Here is a 21,889-nt window from a genome sequence, read left to right as displayed (position 1 = left end):
AGATAAGCATGCTTAAACGTTTTAAAACGATGGTGTTAGCGGGTTGTTTAGCGGTATCAACAGCCTCTTTTGCTGGTTATGAGGCCCATCCACGAGCTCAGATATTGATTGATGATCTGAAGGCTGACGGTTTCGAAGAGAGTTACATTCGTGATGTGTTAGGTCGAGCAAAGTATCAGCAGAGCATTATTGATGCGATCAGCCGTCCAGCAGAGCGCCGCCTAAATTGGGGCGAGTACCGAGAGATTTTTATTGAGCAGCGTCGTATCAACCAAGCCATTCAGTTCTGGAAAGAGCACAAAGAGACCCTGTTAAGGGCTGAAGAAGTTTATGGCGTTCCGCCTGAGATAGTTTTAGCGATCATGGGTGTGGAGACACGCTTTGGGCGTATCACTGGCAATTATCGAGTTTTGGATGCGCTGTCGACCTTGGGTTTTGACTACCCTAAACGTGCCGACTTCTTCCTAGGGCAGTTGGGTGACTACTTTCGCTTAGCACGCCAAGAGGGTGTTGAACCCGGTGTTTTGAAAGGCTCTTACGCTGGCGCCATGGGTTATGGTCAATTCATTCCTTCAAGCTTCTTAGCTTATGCCGTCGATTTTGACGGCGATCAACAGCGCGATATTTGGGGTAACCCTGTTGATGCGATTGGTAGTGTGGCGAACTACTTTGCTCGTCATGGCTGGCGTGCGGGTGAGCCTATTGTCAGTGACGTCCTTTTGAACGGCAGTGTTGATTCAGAGTGGTTTAACCAGGGCCTTAAACCAGAGCTTACACTGGGCGAGTGGCGTCAACGTGGAGTGATTGCCAAGGGTGAAGTTGCAGACGATCAACTTGCAACACTGATGCGTATGAGCAGCGATCAAGGTGATCAATACCTTCTCGGACTGCATAATTTCTATGTCATCACTCGCTACAATCACAGTCGTCTCTATGCCAATGCGGTTCGTGAACTGAGCGAAGCTATTCGTCTTGAGATCAACAAGGGTTAACGGTGACAAAATTCACGCTGAAAGTAATCGTTGCTCTATTTGCCTTGGCTTTGGTGGGTTGTAGTTCCACGCCTACCTACGATCGTGAAACGGCAGGCGGTCGATATAAAGTTCGCAAAGACTTTGCCCCTGATAATCCTCCGGATGTATCCAATGTGGCCGATGCTGTTCCTGTCGACCTACCTTACAGTCGTGGGGGCAACCGTTCGACCTACGAGGTCTGGGGTAAAAGCTATAATGTGCTCCCTTCGCACATTGGTTACAGAGCTGAGGGTATCGCCTCTTGGTACGGCCTGAAGTTTCATGGTCACAAAACCTCTAACGGTGAGATCTACGACATCTACAAGATGTCTGCTGCACATAAGAGCCTGCCCATTCCCAGCTTCGCAAAAGTGACTAATCTGGATAACGGTAAGTCGGTTGTTGTGCGCGTTAACGATCGCGGCCCCTTCCATGAAAATCGTTTGATCGATCTAAGTTACTCAGCTGCGGCGCGTTTGGAAATTTTGAAGCAGGGTACCGGTCGAGTTAGGGTCGAGGCCATTGATGCTCGAAATCTTGCTGATACCACTGAAACAGTAGAGAAAACGCCTCAACCTGTTGCGTCTCTTCAACAGCCAAAACCTGACGAGACCGGTGCATTCCTGCAAGTAGGATCCTTTGGTAAAGAGAGTTCGGCACTATCGGTTCAACGTCGACTCTCAGCGATGGATGGCGTCCAAGCTGTCATCAAGAGAGTTCGCCAGGGTGATGCAGAGTTTCATCGAGTGCTCGTTGGACCGCTGACTGACACACTATCGATTGACTCAATGGTGCAAAGTTTGGAGTCGATGGGCTATTCATCGCCATTGCTGATAAAATCCCCCTAAACTGTTTTAACCTATTTAAAAGTTGTAAAGATGCACTCAAAGATTCGTTCCCTAGTTCTACTGTTTGTCGCGGTTGCGACGGTTCAAATTCAGGCAGCCGTTCTGCCTCCACCACCTCAATTAGCGGCAACAGCTTATGTCTTAATGGATGCCTCGACGGGTGACATTATTGCTGAGTCAGGTGCAGATGGTCAGTTTGCACCAGCGAGTTTGACTAAAATGATGACCAGCTACATTGTTGAGCACGAAGTGTCTGAGGGTAACATCAGCTTTAACGACCTGGTGCCAATCAGCGTTAAAGCTTGGAAAACGGAAGGGTCACGTATGTTTGTTCGTGAAGGGACCCAAGTTCGTTTAGAGGATCTGCTTCGTGGAGTCATTATCCAGTCAGGGAATGATGCGTCGGTTGCTTTGGCTGAGTATGTGGCCGGGAGTGAAGAGGCCTTTGCTGATTTGATGAACCAGCATGCTGAGCGTTTGGGTCTAACCAATACCCACTTTAAAAATGCGACCGGTTTACCTGCTGAGGGTCACTACTCTTCACCACGAGATCTAGCGTTGATTGGTCGTGCGTTGATTCAGGACTTCCCTGAACAGTACGCTATCTACAAAGAGAAGTACTTTACCTACAACGATATCAAACAGCCTAACCGTAACCGTCTGTTGTGGCGCGATCCAACGGTCGATGGTATCAAGACGGGTCATACGGAAGAGGCGGGATACTGCCTGGTATCGTCAGCCGTGCGTGATGATATGCGTCTGATCTCTGTGGTTCTAGGAACGACGTCTGATCAAGCTCGTGCCCAAGAGAGTCAAAAGCTGTTGGCTTACGGTTTTCGTTTCTTCAGAAATTACCCTCTCTACAAAGCGGGACAAGAGCTCAACAAGCCAAAAGTCTGGAAGGGTGTAACCGATTCAGTTTCTCTCGGCTTGGGTGGTGATCTGTCGTTAACTATTCCTCGCGGCAGTGAGAATCAGTTAGCCGCGACCTTAGACCTTCCAGAGGTTATTGAAGCACCTTTGGCAGCGGGTGAAGTGGTAGGTCATCTTTTAGTCACACTAGAGGGTGAAGAGGTTGCTCGTGAGCCCTTGCTTGCGCTTCAGTCTGTTGAAGAGGCAGGCTTCGTGAAAGCGATCTGGCACAGCATTGTTCTATTTTTCCAAGGGTTGTTCGGTTAGTCACTGATTGAGCCACCTTTCGTTCACTTTAGAGGTACCTATGAGCGAACCTACAGCTCCTAAAATTGAGTTTCCTTGTCCTGACTACAAAATCATGGTGGTCGGTGACAGTGCACCGGACTATAGAGATTTCGTGGTTAATACCATGAAACTTTACGACCCGGATTTGGATGAGTCTAAAGTTGAGATCAATGCTAGTAGTAAAGGACGCTTTACCTCAGTTCGTGTATTGATCACTGCAACCAGTGAAGAGCAGTTGGCGCAGATTCATACCGATCTGAAGGCGTCAGGTCGTGTCAAAATGGTGCTTTAGTGGTATCTGATCTACCTCTAAACGTTCGCTATTTAGGGCGTCAGCCTTATCTAGAAGCCTTTGATAGGATGCAGGCTTTTACTAATGAGCGGACAGCAGACACAGCGGATGAGCTCTGGGTGTTAGAGCATGAGCCTGTTTTTACCCAGGGGCAGGCAGGTAAAGCGGAGCATTTGTTGGGCACCGGTGATATACCTGTCGTCCAAGTCGATCGAGGGGGTCAGGTTACCTACCACGGGCCGGGTCAACTGGTGATCTATCTACTGCTTGATTTAAAACGTAATAAGTTGGGTGTTAGAGATCTGGTCACACTGATGGAGGATTCGGTTGTCTCTCTGTTAGCGGATTATCGAGTCATAGCCGCCGCAAAACCAGATGCGCCGGGTGTTTATGTCGATGGAGACAAGATCTGTTCACTGGGACTGCGCGTACGCAAGAGTCGTAGCTTTCACGGTTTAGCGCTCAATATCGATATGGATCTTGAGCCTTTCTTACGAATTAATCCCTGTGGCTATGCAGGGCTTCAGATGACACAGTTATCAAGGTTTGATCCTTCTGCGACTAAAGTAGAAAAGGTTGGGTCTGAACTAGTACAATATCTGGCAAACGCAATTGGCTACGCAGAGTGGCACACTATTCATGGATGGGATAGCGAATGAGTGAAGAGACAATCAAACCTAAGGGTGTAGCGGAGCAGGGAGTTAAGCTGCGTGGCGCTGAAAAGTTAGCACGTATTCCGGTTAAGGTAATACCGACTGAAAAAGAGGATATGCCACGTAAGCCTGATTGGCTTCGTGTCCGCATGGGCTCTAATGCTGAAGTTAAGCGCATCAAAGATACCCTGCGTAAGCATAAACTTGCGTCGGTCTGTGAAGAGGCGAGCTGCCCAAACCTAGGTGAGTGTTTTACTCATGGTACAGCGACCTTCATGATCATGGGCGATATCTGTACTCGCCGTTGTCCGTTCTGTGACGTTGCACATGGCCGTCCTAATGCCTTATCGCCAGACGAGCCTATTGAGTTAGCCACAGCGATTGCGGATATGCGTCTTCGTTACGTGGTCATTACCTCTGTAGACCGAGACGACCTACGTGACGGTGGCGCACAGCACTTTGCTGACTGTATTCGTGAAACCCGTGAACGTCTGCCCTCTATTCAAATAGAGACCCTGGTGCCTGACTTTCGTGGCCGCATGGATATCGCATTGGAGATCCTTAAAGATACTCCGCCCGATGTCTTTAACCACAACCTAGAAACAGTGCCTCGTCTCTACAAACAGGTTCGCCCAGGGGCTGATTATGCTTGGTCATTGGAGCTTCTAAAACGCTACAAAGTACTGCGTCCAGAAGTGCGTACCAAGTCTGGTTTGATGGTCGGCGTCGGCGAAACGAACGAAGAGATTGTTGAGGTGATGAAGGATCTTCGTGCACATGACGTCAACATGATTACGATTGGGCAGTACCTACAGCCAAGCCGTGATCACCTTCCGGTTGATCGATTTGTCACACCTGATGAGTTTGCAGAGTTTGAGGCGTTGGCAAAAGAGATGGGCTTTAGTCATGTTGCCAGTGGACCATTGGTCCGCTCATCTTACCATGCTGACCTACAAGCCAAAGGTGAAAAGGTAGGCTAATTAATCCTACTGAGTGCTGGCGATGAGTGTCTTTGCTTGTGCCAGCATCACCTCTTTAATACTTTCATAGATGCTATTCTCCAGCATCTCTTCACGCGCCCAAAGATAGATATTTCTCGGTTGAGATAGCTCTCGTTTGAACTCTATCCGCTTAAACTCTTCAGAATCTTTAAATACCTGCATCGGCACGTTGGGCAATACCGCCAGATGCTTCCCTTGACGAAGAGTCTCTAACAGAAGATACCCCTCATTACGAAAGACAATCTGAGTACGTATTTTTGCTAGACCAGACTCTTTAAGCAGTTCCATCACCTCACGTTCAAAAGGTGACCCGTGGCCAAGACTTAACCAATTCGCTGCCGCTAAATCCTCAATCGTTAAATCCGATTTGTCGGCTAAAGGGTGGTTTTTACTGCAGTAGATGGCGATTTCATCAGTAAAGAGGAGCTGTCGGTCACAGCCAGGTATCATTTTGTCAGACGCAGAGGGTGCAATCGCAATATCCAGTTGATTATCGATTAGATGATCAATGACAGCCGTTGGGCGAGAGACTTCAATCGTCAATGAGGCCTTAGGGTGCCGCTCTAACAGTGAGTTCATGGCGTCTGGCATGATGGTTGCCGACAGTAGTGGACCAATGCCAATGCGAATCTCTTTGTCCAAACCAATTCTGTAACGCGATGCATGAAATCGTGCCGCCTCCATGCTTCGATTGATCGTTCGACCCTCACGAGCCAAGGCGACACCAACGGGAGTTCCTTTAACGCCGTATCGACTTCGGCTGAACAGCTGTGTTCCAGCCTGCATCTCCAGTGTCGCCATGGTGCGAGTCAGGGTTGGCTGAGTCAGTGCTAAATGTTTAGCGGCTTCTGTCAAAGAGCCCTTCTCAAGGACCACCGATAGATAATAGAGGTGTTTTGGATCCATACGTTTTTTTTAATTTGGCTATTTAAAAATGCATTTTACACATTTATAAGCAATCTACTAGACTGGCTAAGTTCTAAAAATAATAACCCTTGGAGTTAAATGATGTTCAAGAACGCACTTCGTAAAACTGTCCTTGCGACTACATTAGGCCTCGCGTCAGTTACTGCACAAGCAGCAGATATCAGTATGGAAGCAGCAACTGCTCAGTCTGTTGTCGGTCTAATGCCTCAGACTATGGCCTCTTACCTTGCTGATAAGGATGTCAATGTTCAGCTAGCGATGGGTCAGACACTGACTAAGTCACTACTAAAAGTAGCTACGGGCAAACTAGATTCAGCCGTTATTCCACCAGGCGCTTTTAAAGCCTTAACAGTAGGTAAAGGCCCTTACAAGAAGATGGGCGCTGAGAAAGGCGCTGAAATGGCTAAAACTGTGCGTGCACTCTACGGCTTCCCTGGCAGTACTTACCACGCGATCACTTGGGCTGATAACGGCATCAACGAGTGGAAGGATGCAGCCGGCAAACGCGTATACATCGGTCCACCAGCGGGTGCTGCTAACGCTCAGATCACCTCTCTTGCAGCAGCGGGTGGCCTAGCTAAAGATGCATACGAGGGCATCAAAGCACCTTGGGGTGCTGCAGCTCAGGCTTTCCAGGATGGCCAGTTTGACGTTTACGTAGGTTCTTTCCCAGTAGGCTCGCAGGTTGTTGCTGAGCTAAGCCTTAAGCGTCCAATTCGGATCCTAGGAATTCCTGAAGGTACACAGCCTAAAGCTGGATTGGGTATGGAAGCTTCTGTCGTTCCTGCGGGTACCTACCCAGATCAAGCTAATGAGACTGATTCAGGCGCATTCCTAACACTGATGTTTATCGGTGTGAACGAGAAGATGTCTGATGATCTTGCCTACACAATGACTAAGGTTTACATGGAGTCACGTGAGCAGATGGGTAAAGACAACCGTCTACTTAACCACCTAGTTAAGTACAGCCCATTTACAGGTGTAACTGCTCCACTTCACCCTGGTGCTATCAAGTACTACGAAGAGCAGGGTATTGAAGTTCCTGCAAACCTTAAGTAACTATTCAGTTACTCGTTACCTATAAAGCGGGGCAGCTTTGCCTCGCTTATTTAGAGTCTTAATTATGAATACTTCTCTCGCAGCTACTGTGCAAAAGTCGATCGCTTTTGTTTTGGGTATTGTGGTGGCCTTCTACGGCCTTGCAAATATCCTTCCAGCTATTGGTGATTTCCGTTTAGGGCCTTTCCCTATGCACTGGTTCCGACCTACCTTCTTCGCACTTTGTGTAGCGATGGTGTTGGTTGATCTGGCTGATTCAAGCAAGAAAACGCCATGGTGGGTTCTTCTTACAGGATTGGCAGCTACTGCTGGCCTCTTCTGGGGTAGCTTCGAGTTCTATTTCGTCGCGCGCGATATTGATGATGCAATGTTCCTATTTGGCTCATACGAGATGTGGGTCGCAGTTTGCTCGGCTGCAGGTGCTCTATTTTTCTGTTGGCGTATTTGGGGCATTCCGGTTGCAATCCTTGGGGTGATCGGAATTGCGTATATGTGGACAGGGCACCTTTGGCCGGGGCCTTTACGTACCGTAAATAGTGGTGTTGAAGAGATGTTGGCACAGAACCTTCTCTTCTCTCTTGATACGGGCATGATGGGTAGTACCTTCTCTATCGTTATTACGACGGTATTCCCGTTCATTATTCTTGGCGCTGTACTTGAAGGCGTGGGTGCCGGTGAGTCGATGATTCGTATCGCCTTCTACTGGATGCGTCGCACGGCGGGTGGCCCTGCTTACGCTGCAGTAATGTCGTCTGGTCTATTTGGTACGGTATCAGGCAGCGCGGTTGCCAACGTTGTGGGTACGGGTGTTGTCACTATCCCTATGATTATGCGCCGAGGCTTTACAAAGAGCTTTGCTGGCGCAGTAGAGGCTTCTGCTTCTTCTGGCGGTCAAATCATGCCACCTATTATGGGGGCAGCTGCGCTGGTTATGGCTGACTTTGCAGGTGTTGGCTACCTGACAGTCATTGTTGCTGTATTAGTACCTGCTGTAGCTTACTACGTCAGTGTCTGCACGATGATCTACTTCGAGACTAAGCGTTTGGGGATTCAACCGAACGAAGAGGATATCGCTAAAACGCCTGTTCCAGAGAAGCAAGACTACCTGAATCTTTTGATGATTTTTGGTCCACTTTTAATCATTGTGGTTCTGCTTATTAGGGGGATGTCTCCATCGGGTGCTTCGATTACGGCTTTGGCAATTCTGTTCCCACTCAGTTTTATTAACCCGGCAATACGTAAGCAGCCAGCACGTTTAATTAAATGTCTATCAGATGGCGGTTCTACTTTCGCTGGCCTTCTGATGGCAATCGCTGCAGTTTCGATCGTTATCTCTGCGCTATCCGCAACAGGGGTGCCGGTTAAATTTGGTGTGCTGTTGAATTCGGTCGTGACTGATTCTTTAATGATCTCGTTGTTAGTTGCAGCTGTAGGGTGTGTGATCTTGGGTATGGGTATGCCAACGCTACCCGCTTATGTAACGGTAGCAACAATCGCGATTCCAGCGATGCAGATGCTCGGTTTGGACACGCTAACGGCTCACATGTTTGTATTCATGATCGCGGTTGGTTCAGCCATTACACCGCCGGTTGCTATCGCAGCTTATGCTGCGGCAACGATCTCGGGAGGTGGTCCAATTAAGACATCCGTTGATGCCTCTCGAATCGGTATTATGATCTTTTTGATACCTTTCATGTTTGCTTACAACCCAATGATGCTGAGTGTCGATCAGGAAAATCTTCAGTTCGCTTGGTTACCTTGGGCCTGGTTGATGCTGAAACTGCTCGTCAGCATTCCGGTTCTCTCTAGCGCTTTGATCGGCTTTGATAAGTCAAAACTGAATATTTTCGAAATTGCACTGCGGATCAGCTGTGTCGTGTTGATGTTTGTTCCTGACGGTTACTGGGATCTAGTCGGTCTTGGTGGAGCGGTTCTTATCCTGCTTGCTCACCGTCGTATTCTTGGATTTAACAGCCTTATTAAGGAAGGTGGGGCACTATGACCAATATTATTTACATTGTTGCTGATGATCTGGGCTACGCAGATCTGGGCTGTTACGGTGGTCGTGAAGCACAGTTTGGCATGATCTCTCCAAACATCGATCGCTTGGCAGAAGAGGGTATGATCTTTACCGACGGTTATGCGAACTCCCCCGTCTGTTCACCCACACGATTTGCCTTAATGACTATGGCTTATCAGTACCGCTTGCGCGGTGCATTGGAAGAGCCAATCAACAGTCGATCAAAAGGTGACCCCCGTTTAGGCTTACCACCAGAAATCCCAACCTTGCCTTCACAGCTAAAAAAAGCGGGTTACAACACGGGTCTAATCGGCAAGTGGCACCTTGGCTACCCACCTCATTTCAGCCCACTCAAATCGGGCTATGATGAGTTCTATGGCATTATGGCGGGTGGTGTAGATTACTTTAGCCATGTCAGTGGTAAGGGTGACCATGACCTCTACATTGATGAAGAGGAGCACCATGAGCCGGGTTATTTGACGGATCTATTGTCAGAGCGTGCGGTTCAGTTTGTAAACCGTAAAGCAGATGATGCGAAAAACGGTAAACCTTTCTTCCTAAGTCTTCACTACACGGCGCCACACTGGCCTTGGGAGACGCGCGACGACGAAGAGGTCTCTAAAAACATCACCAATCTTTTCCATCTTGATGGCGGTAACATTCATACCTATCAACGTATGATTCACCACATGGATGAGGGGATCGGGAACATCATGGCTGCGCTTGAAGAGCAGGGCCTAACAGAGGATACCTTGATCGTCTTTACCAGCGACAACGGTGGTGAGCGTTTCTCCGATAACTGGCCTCTGGTCGGCGGTAAAATGGACCTAACAGAGGGCGGTATTCGTGTCCCTTGGGTGGTTCGTTGGCCTAAGGGCATTAAGGCTGGCCAGAAAACGACTCAGCACTGTATGACAATGGATTGGTCATACACTCTGATGAAGATCGGTGGCGGCGAAGCGGACCCAAGCTACGCAACGGACGGAGTAGATTTGACACCTGTTCTAACGGGTCAAGTTGAGAGCTTTGAACGTCCTCTCTTCTGGCGTATGAATCACCGTGATCAGCGTGCCTACCGTATGGGCGATTGGAAATACCTGAAAGTTGATGAGCATGAGTATCTATTCAATGTCGTCAACGATGCACGCGAACGTGCGAACCAAGCTAAGAACTATCCAGATAAACTGGCTGAGATGCGTCAAGTTTGGATGGATTGGAATGATACTATTCCAAGCATCCCTGACGATGCTTCTGTTAGTTTGGGTTATGGTCGAGCAGATATGCCGCAGCGATAAGCTGCGGTTTTTAATTTAGGACAATGTGATGGAACTCTCTCTCTTCAGTAGTCTGGATCCTTATGCAATTGTGGCAGGATTCTTCTTCTCGATGCTGATCTTTTTATCGGGTGTTGGCGCTGGCGTTCTGGTGGTTCCCTCCCTGATTGTTCTGTTTAATCTGGATCCAACATTGGCGGTTGCCAGTGGCTCATTCTTTGCCTTTTTAGCGAAGGTGTTGATGACAGTTGGTCATGCGAAGCAGGGTGGGGTTAACTGGACGGTTGGTCGAAAGTTTCTCTACCTATGCTTGCCGGTCACCATCCTCAGTGCCTTGAGCTTAACACTCGTTTCGGATCCAGAGATGAGAGTGACAGTGGATCGAGTGCTGATGCTACTCGTTCTTCTTGCTGGCCTGCTCTCTCTCGCTTCGATGTTTACTAAACGGATTAAAGAATATTTAAGCAGACTCAGCCTCTCTTGGCTCAGTGGTATCACTGGTTTTTTGATGGGTCTTACGGGTGTGGGTGGCGGAGTCCTAGTGGTTCCAGCACTCTCTTCATCTGGCGGGCTCTCTGTAAAATCTGCCGTAGCGACGTCGATTCCTGTTGGACTGATTCTATCACTGGCAGTCTCAATCACCTTTGGTAGCCGCGGTGTCATGGATTATGCACTGGTGGCCTCCTTGATGGTCGGCTGTGTGGTCTCTTTGCCGTTGGCCTCTAAGCTCTTTTCACGTTTTAGTGAAGAGTCGATTAAACGGATAACGGGACTCTTTATTGGTCTGGCCCTGATCGGTTTAGTTGAAGCCCTATTAGAATCTATGCACTTAATTTAGAGAATTCTAATTTAACTGACCTATCTCAATACCTTTCCTACCCACTTCTCTATTATGCTTCTAACTTAATTTAGGAGCAGGCTATGAGTCATAACTACCCAGAATATCGCGATCACCTTAATGAATTTGCCGCTAAGCTGCCGAACGGTGCGCGAAAAGGCTTTGCTGCGTTGCATCAAGGCACCATGAAAGAGGGGGTGTTGGATGTTAAAACGAAAGAGCTTATTGCGCTGGGCATTGCAATTGCGATCCGTTGTGATGGCTGTATCGCCTACCATATGAATGCCGCGACCAACGCTGGTGTTACTCGAGAAGAGCTTGACGATATGATTGGGGTTGCTATGTTGATGGGCGGTGGACCTTCAATGGTCTATGGTGCACAAGCAATCGAGGCGTTCGAGCAGTATCAAGCTCAAAAGTAATTATGTACATTGCCTAAGAGGGTATTAAACCTCCTAGGCAATGCTATCAAAAACAGATAAGACTAACGCAACAGAAGGACGGGCGTCGGTGTTCGTCTTAGAAGTGAGGTAGTGGTACTGCCAACCAGCATCTGGCGGATACGCGAGTGTCCGTAAGCGCCCATTACCAGCAGCTCTGAACCCGTCTTAGACTCATGCTCCAGAATAACTTCTTCTGCTTCACCTGCCGCTAATGTGGCATTCACATTAAAGCCAGCCTCCACTAGGACCTTTTCAGCGATCTCCAACTCCTGTTTAAAGTCGAATGTCGCTGGCCCTACCATTAATAGCTCACAATCAGCCTCTTTTAACAGTGGGCTTTTGGCAACCATATCCAGAGCTTTACGAGCGGTTTTGCTACCATCGTAAGCGATCATAAAACGCTTGGGTTCAACCAGTGCTGTATCTGTAATCAGAATAGGGCGATGCAGTGCGCGAATGATCGGTTCGATATGAACCCCCATTGCATCCCCATGCGCGCCTTTGCCTAACACGAGCAGACGAGTATCTGATTGCTCCTCTTCAAGGGTCTGCTGCAGGTCGCCATGACGTTGTGAGGTTGAGGGTTCGAATGCGCGGTCTTGGTTGGCTCTCTCTAGAGCGGCATTCAACATGACACGACCCTGTTCACGGGCAATGCGTCCACGCTGCTCATCAAGAGAGGCGAGCTCTTCTAGAAGAGACTCGCGGGCACCGAGCCCAATGGTGCCACTGAGTTGACTCTTCTCTTCCGTTGGGAATTCACGTTTATCTAGAACGTGCAGAAGCTTAAGAGGTGCTTGAAGAACTCGGCTCGCCCAAGCGGCCGTGTCACACACGGCTTCTGAGCGTTCACCGATGCCATCAATACAGGCTACAACTTGAGTCATAAATACTCCTTAGTGTCCCATCAGCTCATCGATCTGATCAGGTTTGTCGTGTACGGCGAATTTATCCACGATGGTCGCGCTCGCCTCGTTCAAACCAACGGTATCAACCGCAATCCCTTCACGACGGAATTTAAGAATCACCTTATCCAGTGCGCCGACGGCAGTTAAATCCCAGAAGTGTGCACGTGATAGATCAATGGTGACACGATCTGTGTCCTCTTTGAAATCAAACGCAGCGGTGAACTTATCACTTGAACTGAAGAATACCTGGCCGACAACACGATAGACACGATGGTTTTCGCCCTCGCAATCCTCTTTGCCAATGTAGAGGAATTGACCAATTTTGTTGGCAAAGAATAGGGCCGCTAACAGCACACCGGCAAAGACGCCAAAGGCTAGGTTGTGAGTCGCCACAACGACGGCGACCGTCGTCAACATGACGATGTTGGTCGACATTGGGTGTTTGCGTAGGTTAAAGATCGACTCCCAAGAGAAGGTTCCAATAGAGACCATGATCATCACGGCCACCAGTGCCGCCATCGGAATCTGCGAGACCCACTCATCTAGGAAAACAACGAGTATTAGCAGAACCACACCTGCGATCAGTGTTGATAGGCGTGTTCGACCACCTGATTTCACGTTGATCACTGACTGGCCGATCATCGCACAGCCTGCCATGCCACCAAACAGGCCAGCACCGATGTTGGCAAGGCCTTGGCCTTTGCACTCACGGTTTTTATCGCTTGACGTGTCAGTAAGATCATCAACGATGGTGGCGGTCATAAGAGACTCAAGAAGACCTACGACTGCAAGAGGTAGTGAGTAGGGAAGGATGATCCACAGTGTTTCTAGTGTCAGAGGCACATCTGGCCATAGGAAAATAGGGAGTGTGTCAGGCAGTTCACCCATATCGCCTACCGTACGAATATCCAGTCCAAGTGCCATTGAAACCGCGGTCAAAACAAGGATGCAGACCAGTGGTGATGGGATTTTAGTGGTTAGGTAGGGGAAGGTGTAGATAATCACCAAGCCTGCTGCGGTCATGGCATAGACGTGCCAAGTAACATCAATGAGCTCAGGTAACTGCGCCATAAAAATCAAGATCGCCAGAGCGTTTACAAACCCGGTCACTACCGAGCGGGATACAAAGCGCATCAACGAGCCTAAGCGAAGATAACCGGCACCAATCTGAATAACACCCGTTAATAGAGTTGCTGCCAGAAGATACTCAAGACCGTGCTCTTTCACCAAGGTGACCATCAGTAGGGCCATGGCCCCCGTGGCGGCCGAGATCATGCCAGGGCGTCCACCGGCAAACGCGGTGATGACAGCGATACAGAAAGAGGCGTATAGGCCGACTTTAGGGTCAACGCCTGCAATGATCGAGAAGGCGATCGCTTCTGGAATCAAAGCCAAAGCAACAACCAAACCAGAGAGGATGTCGCCACGTACGTTAGAGAACCAGTTGTAGTGTAATGATGGGCTCATTGGGACCTTCAGGGTATTAAAAACGAAAGTCCGCAATGTTATCAGCTTTCAAGCCGTTTGTCGGTGGTCGGCCGGTTTTGAGTTATTGATCGGATTTGCTAGGGATGTAGTTCTGAAAAAAACTGATGTGGGTATTAAAACCACGAGAAAGAGCGAGTGCTCTTTTGTGGTTCATTGGCAGCTCACCGGCTAGAATAGCGCTAAATTCTTTCGTATCAAGACCGCATAACTCAGCAGCTTGCTCTGCAGTCATCCCGGTTGGTTTTAAGTAGAGCTCCTCAATAAGAGTTCCTAGCTGTGCGTTTGAATCGAGAATTAACATGGTAATGGATTAGTGAAAATGAACGAGAGTCTAGTATACACCCTGATCTTAATTGGTGTGATAGCCATTGCACTGCTGGCCTGGTTTATTACCAAACAGTTGCGTGAACAGCGAGAGATTACACGACAACTAGCTGAGCAGGAGGAGAAATTGGCAGTAGAGGCAGCAGCCAATCGACGTTACCTAACAGAGAGCATTCGTATCATCTCTAATGCCATACTGCACGATGACAAGATCACTTTGACGGAGGGGTGCATGCGTCTGAAAGTGATGATTGATAATTATGACGCATCGCTGCATCAAGACCCTGACTACCAAGTGATTGAAGAGGTCTACGGTAAAACTTCCCATATTCCAATTCTTCAAGATTGGAAAGCGTTGGATAAACAGTCACAGCGAAAATTTCAGATGGAGATGCTGAAAGTGGAGGTTGAATGCCAAGAGCGAATCCACGCCGCGGCTCAACGTCTGATTGATCATGAGATGCATAGGGTGCACTGATGTCCATACTGCCAGTATTTATCTTTACTCTGCTGGCAACTCTACTGTTGGTCGCGGCACTGACCTTTGGCAGAACACCCAGTTATCGCCCAACAAGAGGATCGGTGATCAATCTACTTGAACGTGTGCTCTCTGGGGAAGCCAAAGTGACCGAGTGGGATCTCTTTCTAGGCTTGCCAATACAGTCAGATCCACTACTGGAAGAGGCAAGGATTGATTGCCTCAGGATACATGAAGGACTTGATGGCGAACAAAAAGCGAGTGAAGGTCTCGCCAACTATCTATATGATCGAAAAGGTCGAGAGCGCATTGCACAGGTTCTCGAACGGTTAAAAAAAGCGATAAAAAAAGAGCCCACAATACGAGAGTTTTAGGAGCCAAGCGTGCTGAACTACCCCAAAACTAAACTGCCTTCTGTCGGTGAAACCATCTTCACAACAATGTCTGCATTAGCGGCTGAAAAGCAGGCAATCAACCTGTCACAGGGCTTTCCAGATTACCTAGGCCCACAGAAGTTACTAGACGGCGTTGGCCGTGCGATTACCTCAGGCAACAATCAATACGCCCCTTTGGCCGGTGTTCCCAAACTGTTGGAACAGATTAAGCTCAAAGTGAAAAACTATTATGGTCGAGATTTGGATGTAGCCAATGAGGTGACTGTAACGCCAGGAGCAACAGAGGCGATCTACTCTGCGATTACCTCTGTGATTCAGCCCGGTGACGAGGTGATCGTCTTTGATCCCGCCTATGATAGCTATCAGCCTGCCATTGAGATTAATGGTGGAGTGCCCGTTCATATTAAGTTGCTACCGCCCAATTTCTCGGTGCAGTGGGATGAGGTAAGAGCAGCCATCACACCTAAAACCCGTATGATCATCATTAACACGCCACATAATCCGACGGGATCTATTTGGCAGCGATCCGATTTAGATGCGCTGGCAGACATTGTCAGAGGCACCGACATATTGATCATCAGTGATGAGGTCTACGAACACCTGGTCTATGACGGACAGGTGCATCAAAGTGTGAACACACATCCAGAGTTGATTGAGCGTTCGTTCATTGTCTCCTCGTTCGGCAAAACCTATCACGTCACAGGCTGGCGCACTGGGTATTGTGTTGCGCCTGCGCCATTAACCAAAGAGCTGCGCAAGGTTCACCAGTACGTTACATTCACAAGCCACACCCCGATTCAACATGCGATAGCGGACTTTATGGTTGAAGAGCCAGACTACCCACGAACACTGCCGGATTTCTTTACGCAAAAACGCGATCGATTGGCTAAGGGGCTGCAAAACAGCCGTTTCAAACTGCTCAACTCGAGTGGTACCTATTTTCAGTTGGTAGATTACACTGCGATCAGCGATGAGCCTGATGATCAATTTGTACTGCGTATGATTGATGAGGTGGGTGTCGCAGCCATTCCTCTTTCGCCGTTCTACTCAAACGGTGAGCAGACAGGTTGTATTCGTCTCTGCTTCGCCAAAGCGGATGACACCCTTGATAAAGCGATTGAACGCCTATGTCGAATTTAACGCTGAGCTATTTTCAGATCGATCTTGCTTGGGAGGACTCTCAGGCCAACCGTAAGGCTATCGATGAGCAGATATTAGCTTTAGATAGTTGCGATATAGTCGTTCTGCCTGAGATGTTTTTGACAGGTTTTACCATGTCACCTGAAACCTGTGCAGAACCGATTGATGGTAAGAACTTACAATGGCTGATTGAACTCGCGTCTCAAAGCGGGAAAGCTCTGGCAGGCAGTCTCTCCGTCTCTGTGGCAGGGGAGTTTCGAAATCGCTTCCTATTTATCACCCCTGAGGGGCGTGTCGCTAAATACGACAAACGCCATCTGTTCACTATGGGTGATGAGCCAAATCACTACTCGGCCGGTGAAGAGCGCGTCATTATTCACTACAAAGGGTGGCGAATTATGCCGCTGGTCTGTTATGACCTTCGTTTCCCGGTATGGTCAAGAAATTGTGATGAGTATGATCTGCTTCTCTATGTGGCTAACTGGCCGGCTGCTAGAAGAGTCGCGTGGCGCTCTCTGCTTCAGGCGCGAGCCGTGGAGAACCTAGCCTATGTTGTTGGAGTCAATCGAGTCGGTACGGACGGAAATGGACTGGAGTATTCTGGCGACAGCCTGGTGATCTCTTTTGATGGGGAGTTGTTAAAAGAGAGTGAACCGTTTCAAGCAACGATCGAATCTGTTTCGCTGAATAAAGACGATCTTATGGAGTATCGATCTCGCTTCCCGGCGGCCGCCGATCGTGATGCGTTCACCTTGAGCGGTGTTAAGCGCAGAATCGTTGAACTTTAACGAAGTTTAAGCGGGCGCATGCAACGATACTCAGGTAACCCCTCTTTGGTGGGTACAATCGCACTGAGGCGAAGTGCGCTTTCAAGATGACCCGCTAACTCCTTAGGTAGTGGCTCTTCAAATGGGTCAAATGTCTGAAAGTAATCGATTAAAGGATTTCTAAAGAAATAGAGTGCGGATTCAGCGGTAATTTTGTCGCACAGTGCTTTTGCTTTTCGCGTACTTCGGGAATCATCAAACGCACCCTTAAGGCGTGTCTCAACGATTAAAATAATATCGGTTTCAGGTGAAGAGGAGATGTAGGCGCGCATGCCAATCTGCTCGTCTCGGGTATTAAGAAGATCTGCAATATTCGGGATTAACTGCTTATCTAGATCAAGGTTGAGTCTGTAAAAGCCCATATCAATCAGTGTGACCGGTCTCTCTGCAAGTTGGTAGAAGGCTCTAGCAGAATCATCGGCTTTGAGAGCGCCGCTGACCAATAACACGGCTGAGATAATAAGGGCTTTTAGAGAGTAGGTTTTCAATTCATGTTCCTGATCAAAATTTAGCCTATTTTATTCATTGAACAGGAATAAAAAAAGAGGCTCTAAGGCCTCTTTAGAATATTTATAAGTTCACTCTCTCTATCAGAGGTCACCCTCAACCGTTGTAAGTCCATGAATGGTCCAATCTTGGTAACCACCACGGTAGTAGTAGATCAGTTCTGCTGGGTAGCCTTCACGGATCATGGCACGAATGCCGCTTGGGCTTTGTGGACAGGTGCTTGAGTTACAGAAAGCGTAGATCTTAGTTGTAACGTCTGCACAGCTCCAACCCTCACCCTTTTTCTCACAACCGAATTGATCCATGTTCATGGCAACTTCAGTGTATGGAATGTTGATAGATCCAGGGATGGTACCTAGTTGAAGAACGTGATCTTTCATACGCATATCAACGATCATGTTGTTCTCTTTACCAATCGCTTCGATCACATCGATCTCACCAACTGGCGTTACACCTTCTGCTGGAACCATTGGTTGTAGGTAACCCTTAATCAATGCAGGTGGAGTTTTAACTCGAGTGATCTCCATTGGGCCATCTTCAAGCTCAACGGTGTAAGCGTTCATTTTGTCCCATAGCTGGATGTGTTCGTCGCTGGCGATTGCAGTTAATGTGGTACCCGCAAATACTGCAGCGGTAGCGATGCTTAAAAGCTTTTTCATGATCTTTCCTCAGTGTTAATAGCGACTCTTACTTTTTATAACCATAAACAAGAGTCTTATTACCATTATCCTCTTCTGCTTTGGAAAAGTCTTATTAATTTTTAACCTCTGCTATTATTCTTTGATCGAATAATTACTTCGTAGGTCCTGGCATGAAAAAACTGACTCCACTCTCATTAGCCCTGTTTTTGATGACGGCTTCTAGCCACTCAATGGCAGAGATGTCCGTTGATCACAGCAAAATGACTCAACATGATCACGAGATGATGATGAAGCATCTCGGCATGTCTGAAGAGGAGGCTACACCTGTCGTCAATGACCAGAGAGAACTCGTATTGTTTCCTGAAGCTGAATACCATCTCACTTTGCAGAACATGCGAGACCACCTGAGGGGGGTAAACCTAGCCCTAATGAATGTGGCCTCTGGAGACTATGTTCAGGCTGCAGAAGCGATTGAGCAGCATCTTGGTTTTGGCAACAGTCACGGCGCCAATGGTCTGCATTCGGCTCGAGAGTACATGCCTCCTGGAATGCAGATGTTGGGTCACGGGATGCACACTAAAGCCAATGCATTAGCTACGACGCTCAGGGATGCGGAAATTACCGAAGATAGTCAGGAGATTTTTCTGAAAATGGCCGATCTTACGTCGCAGTGTGTAGCCTGCCACGATGCGTATCGATTGGGCACAGAGTAGAAACTTAGTTCGCGGCGTTTGAGCTAACAGGTGATAGCACACCACCCACATCAACCGCGCCTAATGCGACGTTTACCATGGCGTTAGTACCAACATCGGCAAGTATCTGCTCTTCATTGAGTGGATTCTTGCCGCAACTCTCCAACATGTTGGATGCATTTTTGCGATCGACATAGTCCAAGGCTGCGTTGGCACCGATGATGATGGGTGCCAATCCAACGGTCGCTACCGTCAAAATAGGCGTTGCAATGTTACGTCCCCATTTTAACTTCTCATGCTCAGTGACCGTTGACATGGATGATTCACATTGGGCAGTGACTACATCGCCATTGATACGTAGCTTATGAGCCGTGTCGTAACTCACGCTAGAGCATCCACTTACCAGCAGTGTTGAGCAGATTAAAGAGGTTGCGATGATTCTCATTGGACTTTGCTTTTGTACCATTAATGAACATTGTGACACTTATCTATATAGAGACAGGTTTTCCTGAAAAGTTCCCTAAGTTATTAATTTATTTTAAAAGTGACTCAATATTTACACCTTTTCGTATTCTGCTTTAATACAGTTAACCTGTCTGATTCATCTTAGGAGTTTGTCATGCGCCTATCTACCTTCCCGTTAGCATTTACACTGTGGGTATCGATGCTTGCCACTGTCGCTCATGCTCAACGAGTCCCTGATCTTGAGCGTGAACAACGGATGGTGGATGAAATAGTTGATGTCATCTTTGATGGCGACCCTATAGAACTCAGTGACGGTGATCGGGAGTTTCTAGCGATCTTTATGGAGGCCGACGAGCCAAAAGGGACAGTGATCATCGCTCATGGACGTGGTTATCACGCCGACTGGGAGAGCGTTGTAAACCCTTTGCGAGTGGGATTGGTCGAAGCGGGTTGGAATACGCTCAGCATTCAACTTCCGGTTCTGGAAAAGAGCGCTAAATATTTTGACTACGTCGATATCTTTGATGATGCTGCTCCACGTTTCCAGGCTGCTACCGAGTTTGCTAAACAGCAGGGCGGAAAGGTTGTTTTGCTCGCTCACAGTTGTGGTTCACACATGGCGCAGCGCTGGATTAAGAATCAACCTGAAGCGAGCTTAGCCTCATTTGATGCCTATATCGGAATCGGGATGGGAGCCACTGATTACAAACAACCGATGGTAGAGCCCTTTCAGCTTGATAAAATGCCAATGCCAGTCTTAGATCTTTATGGCAGTGAGGATTTCCCAGCTGTCATCAGAAAAGCGCCAGAGCGTCTGGCTATGCTGGAAAAAGCAGGTAATCCAAAGTCTGCACAGCTGGTTGTTGAAGGGGCAGAGCACTACTTCAAAACACATAAATCTGAGTTGGTCGACACTGTTTCTGGTTGGTTAGATAGGCTTTTACCTTAGTTACGGTAGAGGGTCTTAATTAGATGGTAGCCAAAACGGGTTTTGATAGGACCATGAACCTTTAAAATAGGGCGCTTAAAGACCACGTCATCGAAGGCTTTGACCATATCGCCACGATGAAACTCACCGAGGCTACCGCCTTTTTTGCCTGATGGGCAGATAGAGTGTTTTTTAGCGAGCTGATCGAACTTCTTGCCCTTTTTAAGCTCAGCTAATATCGCCAAAGCTTCCTCTTTGGTCTTTACCAAAATGTGTACTGCAGATGCGGTGGCCATAGTCTCTCTCGAAATGGTTATGTTGTGAATTCTATCAGATCTAGCGCTTCTGCTAAGGTGGCGGTAAAACTTAACTGGTTCGGTAGAGGTGTCAGGTCAGATCGAGAGACAGTTTTTAACGGTTGAAACTGCAGATCTGCCAAAACGATTTCACAGCCATCCTGAATTCGACGTTCAATGAAACGTTCAAGTGCCGACAGCCCGCCGGCATCCAGTATCGATACACCATCTAGGTATAAGATGATTTTTTGTTTTCCTTGGCTTAGGTGCTCCAGTTGGTCAAAAACTCGATCAGCGGCAGCAAAGAAAAGCGGACCGTTGATTTTGTAGACGGCGGTTCTTTCAGAGAGCGGCCTAGGGACATGTTTACGCACCCCACTGATATCTTTTACTTGGGTCATCTGTGCTATGTCTCGCATGAAGAGCAGTGCCGCTAGCACGACGCCCACGCAAATGGCGATCACCATGTCAAAGATGACGGTCAGCGAGAAGCAGCTAGTCTCTATCTCGTTAAAGCCCCAGAGAAAAGCCGCTAGGGTTCCGACAATGGCTGCTGGAAGATAGGTTGGGATGGGCGTTTTAAATTTTGGCCAAATGATCAATGAGGCCAGTGTCACCACCCCGACAACGAGCTCCCCGGTGTGAATGGCAGGAAGATGGTCAAACAGGGTGACAAGCTTGGCAAAGAAGAATTCAGGCATTTCAGCTATATGAAGGCCTAGGAAATCATTGAGTTGCAATACTGCGATAACGACGGCAATGCCACTGGTGAAGCCGAGAGTCACCGGTTCGGGTATATACTCAATCAACCGACCTAACCTCGCGAAAGCGAGCGTGAGCATGATCAAACCGGCCAGAAGCGTTGCGAGTAGAAGTCCATTCAAGCCGTAACTTTGAGCAACGGGATAGAGTATGACTACGAATGCAGCCGTTGGGCCTGAAACGCTGTATCTAGAGCCACCGGTTAAAGGGATCAATATACCGGCAATGATCGCTGTATAGAGACCGTACTGTGGAGGTACACCGCTGGCAATGGCGAGTGCCATAGAGAGCGGAATGGCGATGATACCGACAGTTAAACCGGCGAGTAGGTCTTTGATGAAATGATCAAAACGGTACCCCTCTTTAAAGACCTCACGCAGAGCAGTGAAAGGGAGTACCGAATTAAAACGTGATCGATGTGGGATGTCAGTGAGGACCGTATAGATCGTATAAGATCCTCACAATTTATA

Annotated in this window: 26 protein-coding genes; 17 read left to right on the top strand and 9 right to left on the bottom strand. The window is 48.2% G+C overall.

The genetic code is table 11. The features are described 5' to 3' along the window. The first annotated feature begins 8 nt into the window (after positions 1 to 8). The 6 genes from mltB (at position 9) to lipA (ending at position 4,986) form a co-directional block, all read left to right on the top strand. Positions 9 to 992 carry a lytic murein transglycosylase B gene (mltB, locus tag XMD579_RS11195; protein WP_173506377.1) on the top strand — a complete coding sequence of 328 codons (984 nt, stop codon included), beginning with the start codon at positions 9 to 11 and terminating at the stop codon, positions 990 to 992. Positions 993 to 994: 2 nt separating this feature from the next. Next, entirely contained in the window at positions 995 to 1,861 is an 867-nt protein-coding gene (locus tag XMD579_RS11190; protein WP_173506376.1) for a septal ring lytic transglycosylase RlpA family protein, read from the top strand. A 30-nt stretch (positions 1,862 to 1,891) separates the two neighbouring features. Continuing rightward, positions 1,892 to 3,040, top strand: a complete 1,149-nt coding sequence (locus XMD579_RS11185) for a D-alanyl-D-alanine carboxypeptidase family protein (RefSeq protein ID WP_173494304.1) — start codon at positions 1,892 to 1,894, stop codon at positions 3,038 to 3,040. 40 nt (positions 3,041 to 3,080) lie between these two features. Beyond that, positions 3,081 to 3,353 carry a YbeD family protein gene (locus XMD579_RS11180; RefSeq protein ID WP_173489067.1) on the top strand — a complete coding sequence of 91 codons (273 nt, stop codon included), beginning with the start codon at positions 3,081 to 3,083 and terminating at the stop codon, positions 3,351 to 3,353. A 68-nt stretch (positions 3,354 to 3,421) separates the two neighbouring features. Further along, complete coding sequence (lipB, locus tag XMD579_RS11175) at positions 3,422 to 4,012, top strand: lipoyl(octanoyl) transferase LipB (RefSeq protein ID WP_254442908.1); 591 nt, start codon at positions 3,422 to 3,424, stop codon at positions 4,010 to 4,012. Beyond that, positions 4,009 to 4,986 (top strand): lipoyl synthase, encoded by a 978-nt coding sequence (gene lipA, locus XMD579_RS11170; RefSeq protein WP_173482025.1) that lies wholly within the window; start codon positions 4,009 to 4,011, stop codon positions 4,984 to 4,986. The genes lipB and lipA overlap by 4 nt, the downstream gene beginning before the upstream one ends. 6 nt (positions 4,987 to 4,992) lie before the next feature. On the opposite strand, the gene XMD579_RS11165 is transcribed toward lipA, so the two are convergent. Further along, positions 4,993 to 5,913: a LysR family transcriptional regulator gene (locus tag XMD579_RS11165; protein ID WP_173506375.1), complete on the bottom strand. Its 921-nt coding sequence runs from the start codon at positions 5,911 to 5,913 to the stop codon at positions 4,993 to 4,995. A 99-nt stretch (positions 5,914 to 6,012) separates the two neighbouring features. Here XMD579_RS11165 and XMD579_RS11160 point away from each other — a divergent pair, with 99 nt between their 5' ends. The 5 genes from XMD579_RS11160 (at position 6,013) to XMD579_RS11140 (ending at position 11,547) form a co-directional block, all read left to right on the top strand. After that, positions 6,013 to 6,993, top strand: a complete 981-nt coding sequence (locus XMD579_RS11160) for a TAXI family TRAP transporter solute-binding subunit (RefSeq protein WP_254442903.1) — start codon at positions 6,013 to 6,015, stop codon at positions 6,991 to 6,993. 64 nt (positions 6,994 to 7,057) lie between these two features. After that, positions 7,058 to 8,995, top strand: a complete 1,938-nt coding sequence (locus tag XMD579_RS11155; RefSeq protein ID WP_173506374.1) for a TRAP transporter fused permease subunit — start codon at positions 7,058 to 7,060, stop codon at positions 8,993 to 8,995. Beyond that, positions 8,992 to 10,308: a sulfatase gene (locus XMD579_RS11150; protein ID WP_173482020.1), complete on the top strand. Its 1,317-nt coding sequence runs from the start codon at positions 8,992 to 8,994 to the stop codon at positions 10,306 to 10,308. Before XMD579_RS11155 ends, XMD579_RS11150 begins: the two co-directional genes overlap by 4 nt. A gap of 28 nt (positions 10,309 to 10,336) precedes the next feature. Further along, on the top strand, positions 10,337 to 11,125 hold the full coding sequence (locus tag XMD579_RS11145) for a sulfite exporter TauE/SafE family protein (RefSeq protein ID WP_173482019.1): 789 nt from the start codon (positions 10,337 to 10,339) through the stop codon (positions 11,123 to 11,125). A gap of 83 nt (positions 11,126 to 11,208) precedes the next feature. After that, positions 11,209 to 11,547 carry a carboxymuconolactone decarboxylase family protein gene (locus XMD579_RS11140; protein WP_173482018.1) on the top strand — a complete coding sequence of 113 codons (339 nt, stop codon included), beginning with the start codon at positions 11,209 to 11,211 and terminating at the stop codon, positions 11,545 to 11,547. Positions 11,548 to 11,609: 62 nt separating this feature from the next. Here the strand turns inward: XMD579_RS11140 and XMD579_RS11135 are convergent, their stop codons facing one another. The 3 genes from XMD579_RS11135 to XMD579_RS11125 all read right to left on the bottom strand — a co-directional run bounded on the left by XMD579_RS11135 (position 11,610) and on the right by XMD579_RS11125 (position 14,265). Next, positions 11,610 to 12,455 carry a universal stress protein gene (locus XMD579_RS11135; protein ID WP_173482017.1) on the bottom strand — a complete coding sequence of 282 codons (846 nt, stop codon included), beginning with the start codon at positions 12,453 to 12,455 and terminating at the stop codon, positions 11,610 to 11,612. Between the two features lie 9 nt (positions 12,456 to 12,464). After that, positions 12,465 to 13,943 carry a SulP family inorganic anion transporter gene (locus XMD579_RS11130; protein WP_173506373.1) on the bottom strand — a complete coding sequence of 493 codons (1,479 nt, stop codon included), beginning with the start codon at positions 13,941 to 13,943 and terminating at the stop codon, positions 12,465 to 12,467. An 82-nt stretch (positions 13,944 to 14,025) separates the two neighbouring features. After that, on the bottom strand, positions 14,026 to 14,265 hold the full coding sequence (locus XMD579_RS11125) for a hypothetical protein (protein WP_173482015.1): 240 nt from the start codon (positions 14,263 to 14,265) through the stop codon (positions 14,026 to 14,028). Between the two features lie 18 nt (positions 14,266 to 14,283). Between XMD579_RS11125 and XMD579_RS11120 the strand changes: the two genes are divergently transcribed. Genes XMD579_RS11120 through XMD579_RS11105 form a run of 4 tightly spaced genes read left to right on the top strand, consistent with a single transcriptional unit; the run spans position 14,284 to position 17,089 of the window. Further along, positions 14,284 to 14,766 (top strand): DUF2489 domain-containing protein, encoded by a 483-nt coding sequence (locus XMD579_RS11120; protein WP_173484714.1) that lies wholly within the window; start codon positions 14,284 to 14,286, stop codon positions 14,764 to 14,766. Continuing rightward, complete coding sequence (locus XMD579_RS11115; RefSeq protein ID WP_173506372.1) at positions 14,766 to 15,140, top strand: hypothetical protein; 375 nt, start codon at positions 14,766 to 14,768, stop codon at positions 15,138 to 15,140. Before XMD579_RS11120 ends, XMD579_RS11115 begins: the two co-directional genes overlap by 1 nt. Before the next feature lie 9 nt (positions 15,141 to 15,149). After that, positions 15,150 to 16,301, top strand: coding sequence for a methionine aminotransferase (locus XMD579_RS11110; RefSeq protein WP_371815205.1), 1,152 nt, complete (start codon positions 15,150 to 15,152; stop codon positions 16,299 to 16,301). Next, positions 16,289 to 17,089: an amidohydrolase gene (locus tag XMD579_RS11105; RefSeq protein WP_173484713.1), complete on the top strand. Its 801-nt coding sequence runs from the start codon at positions 16,289 to 16,291 to the stop codon at positions 17,087 to 17,089. The genes XMD579_RS11110 and XMD579_RS11105 overlap by 13 nt, the downstream gene beginning before the upstream one ends. On the opposite strand, the gene XMD579_RS11100 is transcribed toward XMD579_RS11105, so the two are convergent. Continuing rightward, on the bottom strand, positions 17,086 to 17,616 hold the full coding sequence (locus tag XMD579_RS11100; protein WP_173482011.1) for a hypothetical protein: 531 nt from the start codon (positions 17,614 to 17,616) through the stop codon (positions 17,086 to 17,088). The two genes, XMD579_RS11105 and XMD579_RS11100, sit on opposite strands and share 4 nt — an antisense overlap. 102 nt (positions 17,617 to 17,718) lie before the next feature. Next, entirely contained in the window at positions 17,719 to 18,294 is a 576-nt protein-coding gene (locus XMD579_RS11095) for a rhodanese-like domain-containing protein (RefSeq protein ID WP_173506371.1), read from the bottom strand. A 152-nt stretch (positions 18,295 to 18,446) separates the two neighbouring features. On the opposite strand from XMD579_RS11095, the gene XMD579_RS11090 reads away from it, so the two are divergent. Continuing rightward, on the top strand, positions 18,447 to 18,989 hold the full coding sequence (locus XMD579_RS11090; protein WP_173506370.1) for a hypothetical protein: 543 nt from the start codon (positions 18,447 to 18,449) through the stop codon (positions 18,987 to 18,989). 4 nt (positions 18,990 to 18,993) lie between these two features. Here XMD579_RS11090 and XMD579_RS11085 read toward each other — a convergent pair whose 3' ends face one another. Beyond that, positions 18,994 to 19,413, bottom strand: a complete 420-nt coding sequence (locus tag XMD579_RS11085) for a hypothetical protein (protein WP_173483247.1) — start codon at positions 19,411 to 19,413, stop codon at positions 18,994 to 18,996. A 174-nt stretch (positions 19,414 to 19,587) separates the two neighbouring features. On the opposite strand from XMD579_RS11085, the gene XMD579_RS11080 reads away from it, so the two are divergent. Further along, positions 19,588 to 20,382, top strand: coding sequence for a DUF3530 family protein (locus XMD579_RS11080; protein ID WP_173506369.1), 795 nt, complete (start codon positions 19,588 to 19,590; stop codon positions 20,380 to 20,382). Here the strand turns inward: XMD579_RS11080 and ppiC are convergent. After that, a complete protein-coding gene (gene ppiC, locus XMD579_RS11075; RefSeq protein WP_173482006.1) occupies positions 20,379 to 20,657 on the bottom strand; it encodes a peptidylprolyl isomerase PpiC in 279 nt (92 codons plus the stop codon). The genes XMD579_RS11080 and ppiC overlap by 4 nt on opposite strands. Positions 20,658 to 20,674: 17 nt before the next feature. After that, positions 20,675 to 21,799, bottom strand: a complete 1,125-nt coding sequence (locus XMD579_RS11070) for a SulP family inorganic anion transporter (RefSeq protein WP_217364124.1) — start codon at positions 21,797 to 21,799, stop codon at positions 20,675 to 20,677. Positions 21,800 to 21,889: the final 90 nt, after the last annotated feature.

This window comes from Marinobacterium sp. xm-d-579 (assembly GCF_013282935.1).
GTDB lineage: Bacteria > Pseudomonadota > Gammaproteobacteria > Pseudomonadales > Balneatricaceae > Marinobacterium_E.
This window is presented reverse-complemented; position numbering and strand designations above follow the sequence as displayed.

Coding starts and splice junctions, on each gene's coding strand:
- XMD579_RS11125 (WP_173482015.1), bottom strand. CDS start 14,265: ATGTTAATTCTCGATTCAAACGCACAGCTAGGAACTCTTATTGAGGAG.
- XMD579_RS11155 (WP_173506374.1), top strand. CDS start 7,058: ATGAATACTTCTCTCGCAGCTACTGTGCAAAAGTCGATCGCTTTTGTT.
- XMD579_RS11150 (WP_173482020.1), top strand. CDS start 8,992: ATGACCAATATTATTTACATTGTTGCTGATGATCTGGGCTACGCAGAT.
- XMD579_RS11145 (WP_173482019.1), top strand. CDS start 10,337: ATGGAACTCTCTCTCTTCAGTAGTCTGGATCCTTATGCAATTGTGGCA.
- XMD579_RS11180 (WP_173489067.1), top strand. CDS start 3,081: ATGAGCGAACCTACAGCTCCTAAAATTGAGTTTCCTTGTCCTGACTAC.
- ppiC (WP_173482006.1), bottom strand. CDS start 20,657: ATGGCCACCGCATCTGCAGTACACATTTTGGTAAAGACCAAAGAGGAA.
- XMD579_RS11135 (WP_173482017.1), bottom strand. CDS start 12,455: ATGACTCAAGTTGTAGCCTGTATTGATGGCATCGGTGAACGCTCAGAA.
- XMD579_RS11140 (WP_173482018.1), top strand. CDS start 11,209: ATGAGTCATAACTACCCAGAATATCGCGATCACCTTAATGAATTTGCC.
- XMD579_RS11090 (WP_173506370.1), top strand. CDS start 18,447: ATGAAAAAACTGACTCCACTCTCATTAGCCCTGTTTTTGATGACGGCT.
- XMD579_RS11080 (WP_173506369.1), top strand. CDS start 19,588: ATGCGCCTATCTACCTTCCCGTTAGCATTTACACTGTGGGTATCGATG.
- XMD579_RS11105 (WP_173484713.1), top strand. CDS start 16,289: ATGTCGAATTTAACGCTGAGCTATTTTCAGATCGATCTTGCTTGGGAG.
- XMD579_RS11120 (WP_173484714.1), top strand. CDS start 14,284: ATGAACGAGAGTCTAGTATACACCCTGATCTTAATTGGTGTGATAGCC.
- XMD579_RS11085 (WP_173483247.1), bottom strand. CDS start 19,413: ATGAGAATCATCGCAACCTCTTTAATCTGCTCAACACTGCTGGTAAGT.
- lipB (WP_254442908.1), top strand. CDS start 3,422: ATGCAGGCTTTTACTAATGAGCGGACAGCAGACACAGCGGATGAGCTC.
- lipA (WP_173482025.1), top strand. CDS start 4,009: ATGAGTGAAGAGACAATCAAACCTAAGGGTGTAGCGGAGCAGGGAGTT.
- XMD579_RS11130 (WP_173506373.1), bottom strand. CDS start 13,943: ATGAGCCCATCATTACACTACAACTGGTTCTCTAACGTACGTGGCGAC.
- XMD579_RS11115 (WP_173506372.1), top strand. CDS start 14,766: ATGTCCATACTGCCAGTATTTATCTTTACTCTGCTGGCAACTCTACTG.
- XMD579_RS11165 (WP_173506375.1), bottom strand. CDS start 5,913: ATGGATCCAAAACACCTCTATTATCTATCGGTGGTCCTTGAGAAGGGC.
- XMD579_RS11185 (WP_173494304.1), top strand. CDS start 1,892: ATGCACTCAAAGATTCGTTCCCTAGTTCTACTGTTTGTCGCGGTTGCG.
- XMD579_RS11160 (WP_254442903.1), top strand. CDS start 6,013: ATGATGTTCAAGAACGCACTTCGTAAAACTGTCCTTGCGACTACATTA.
- mltB (WP_173506377.1), top strand. CDS start 9: ATGCTTAAACGTTTTAAAACGATGGTGTTAGCGGGTTGTTTAGCGGTA.
- XMD579_RS11095 (WP_173506371.1), bottom strand. CDS start 18,294: ATGAAAAAGCTTTTAAGCATCGCTACCGCTGCAGTATTTGCGGGTACC.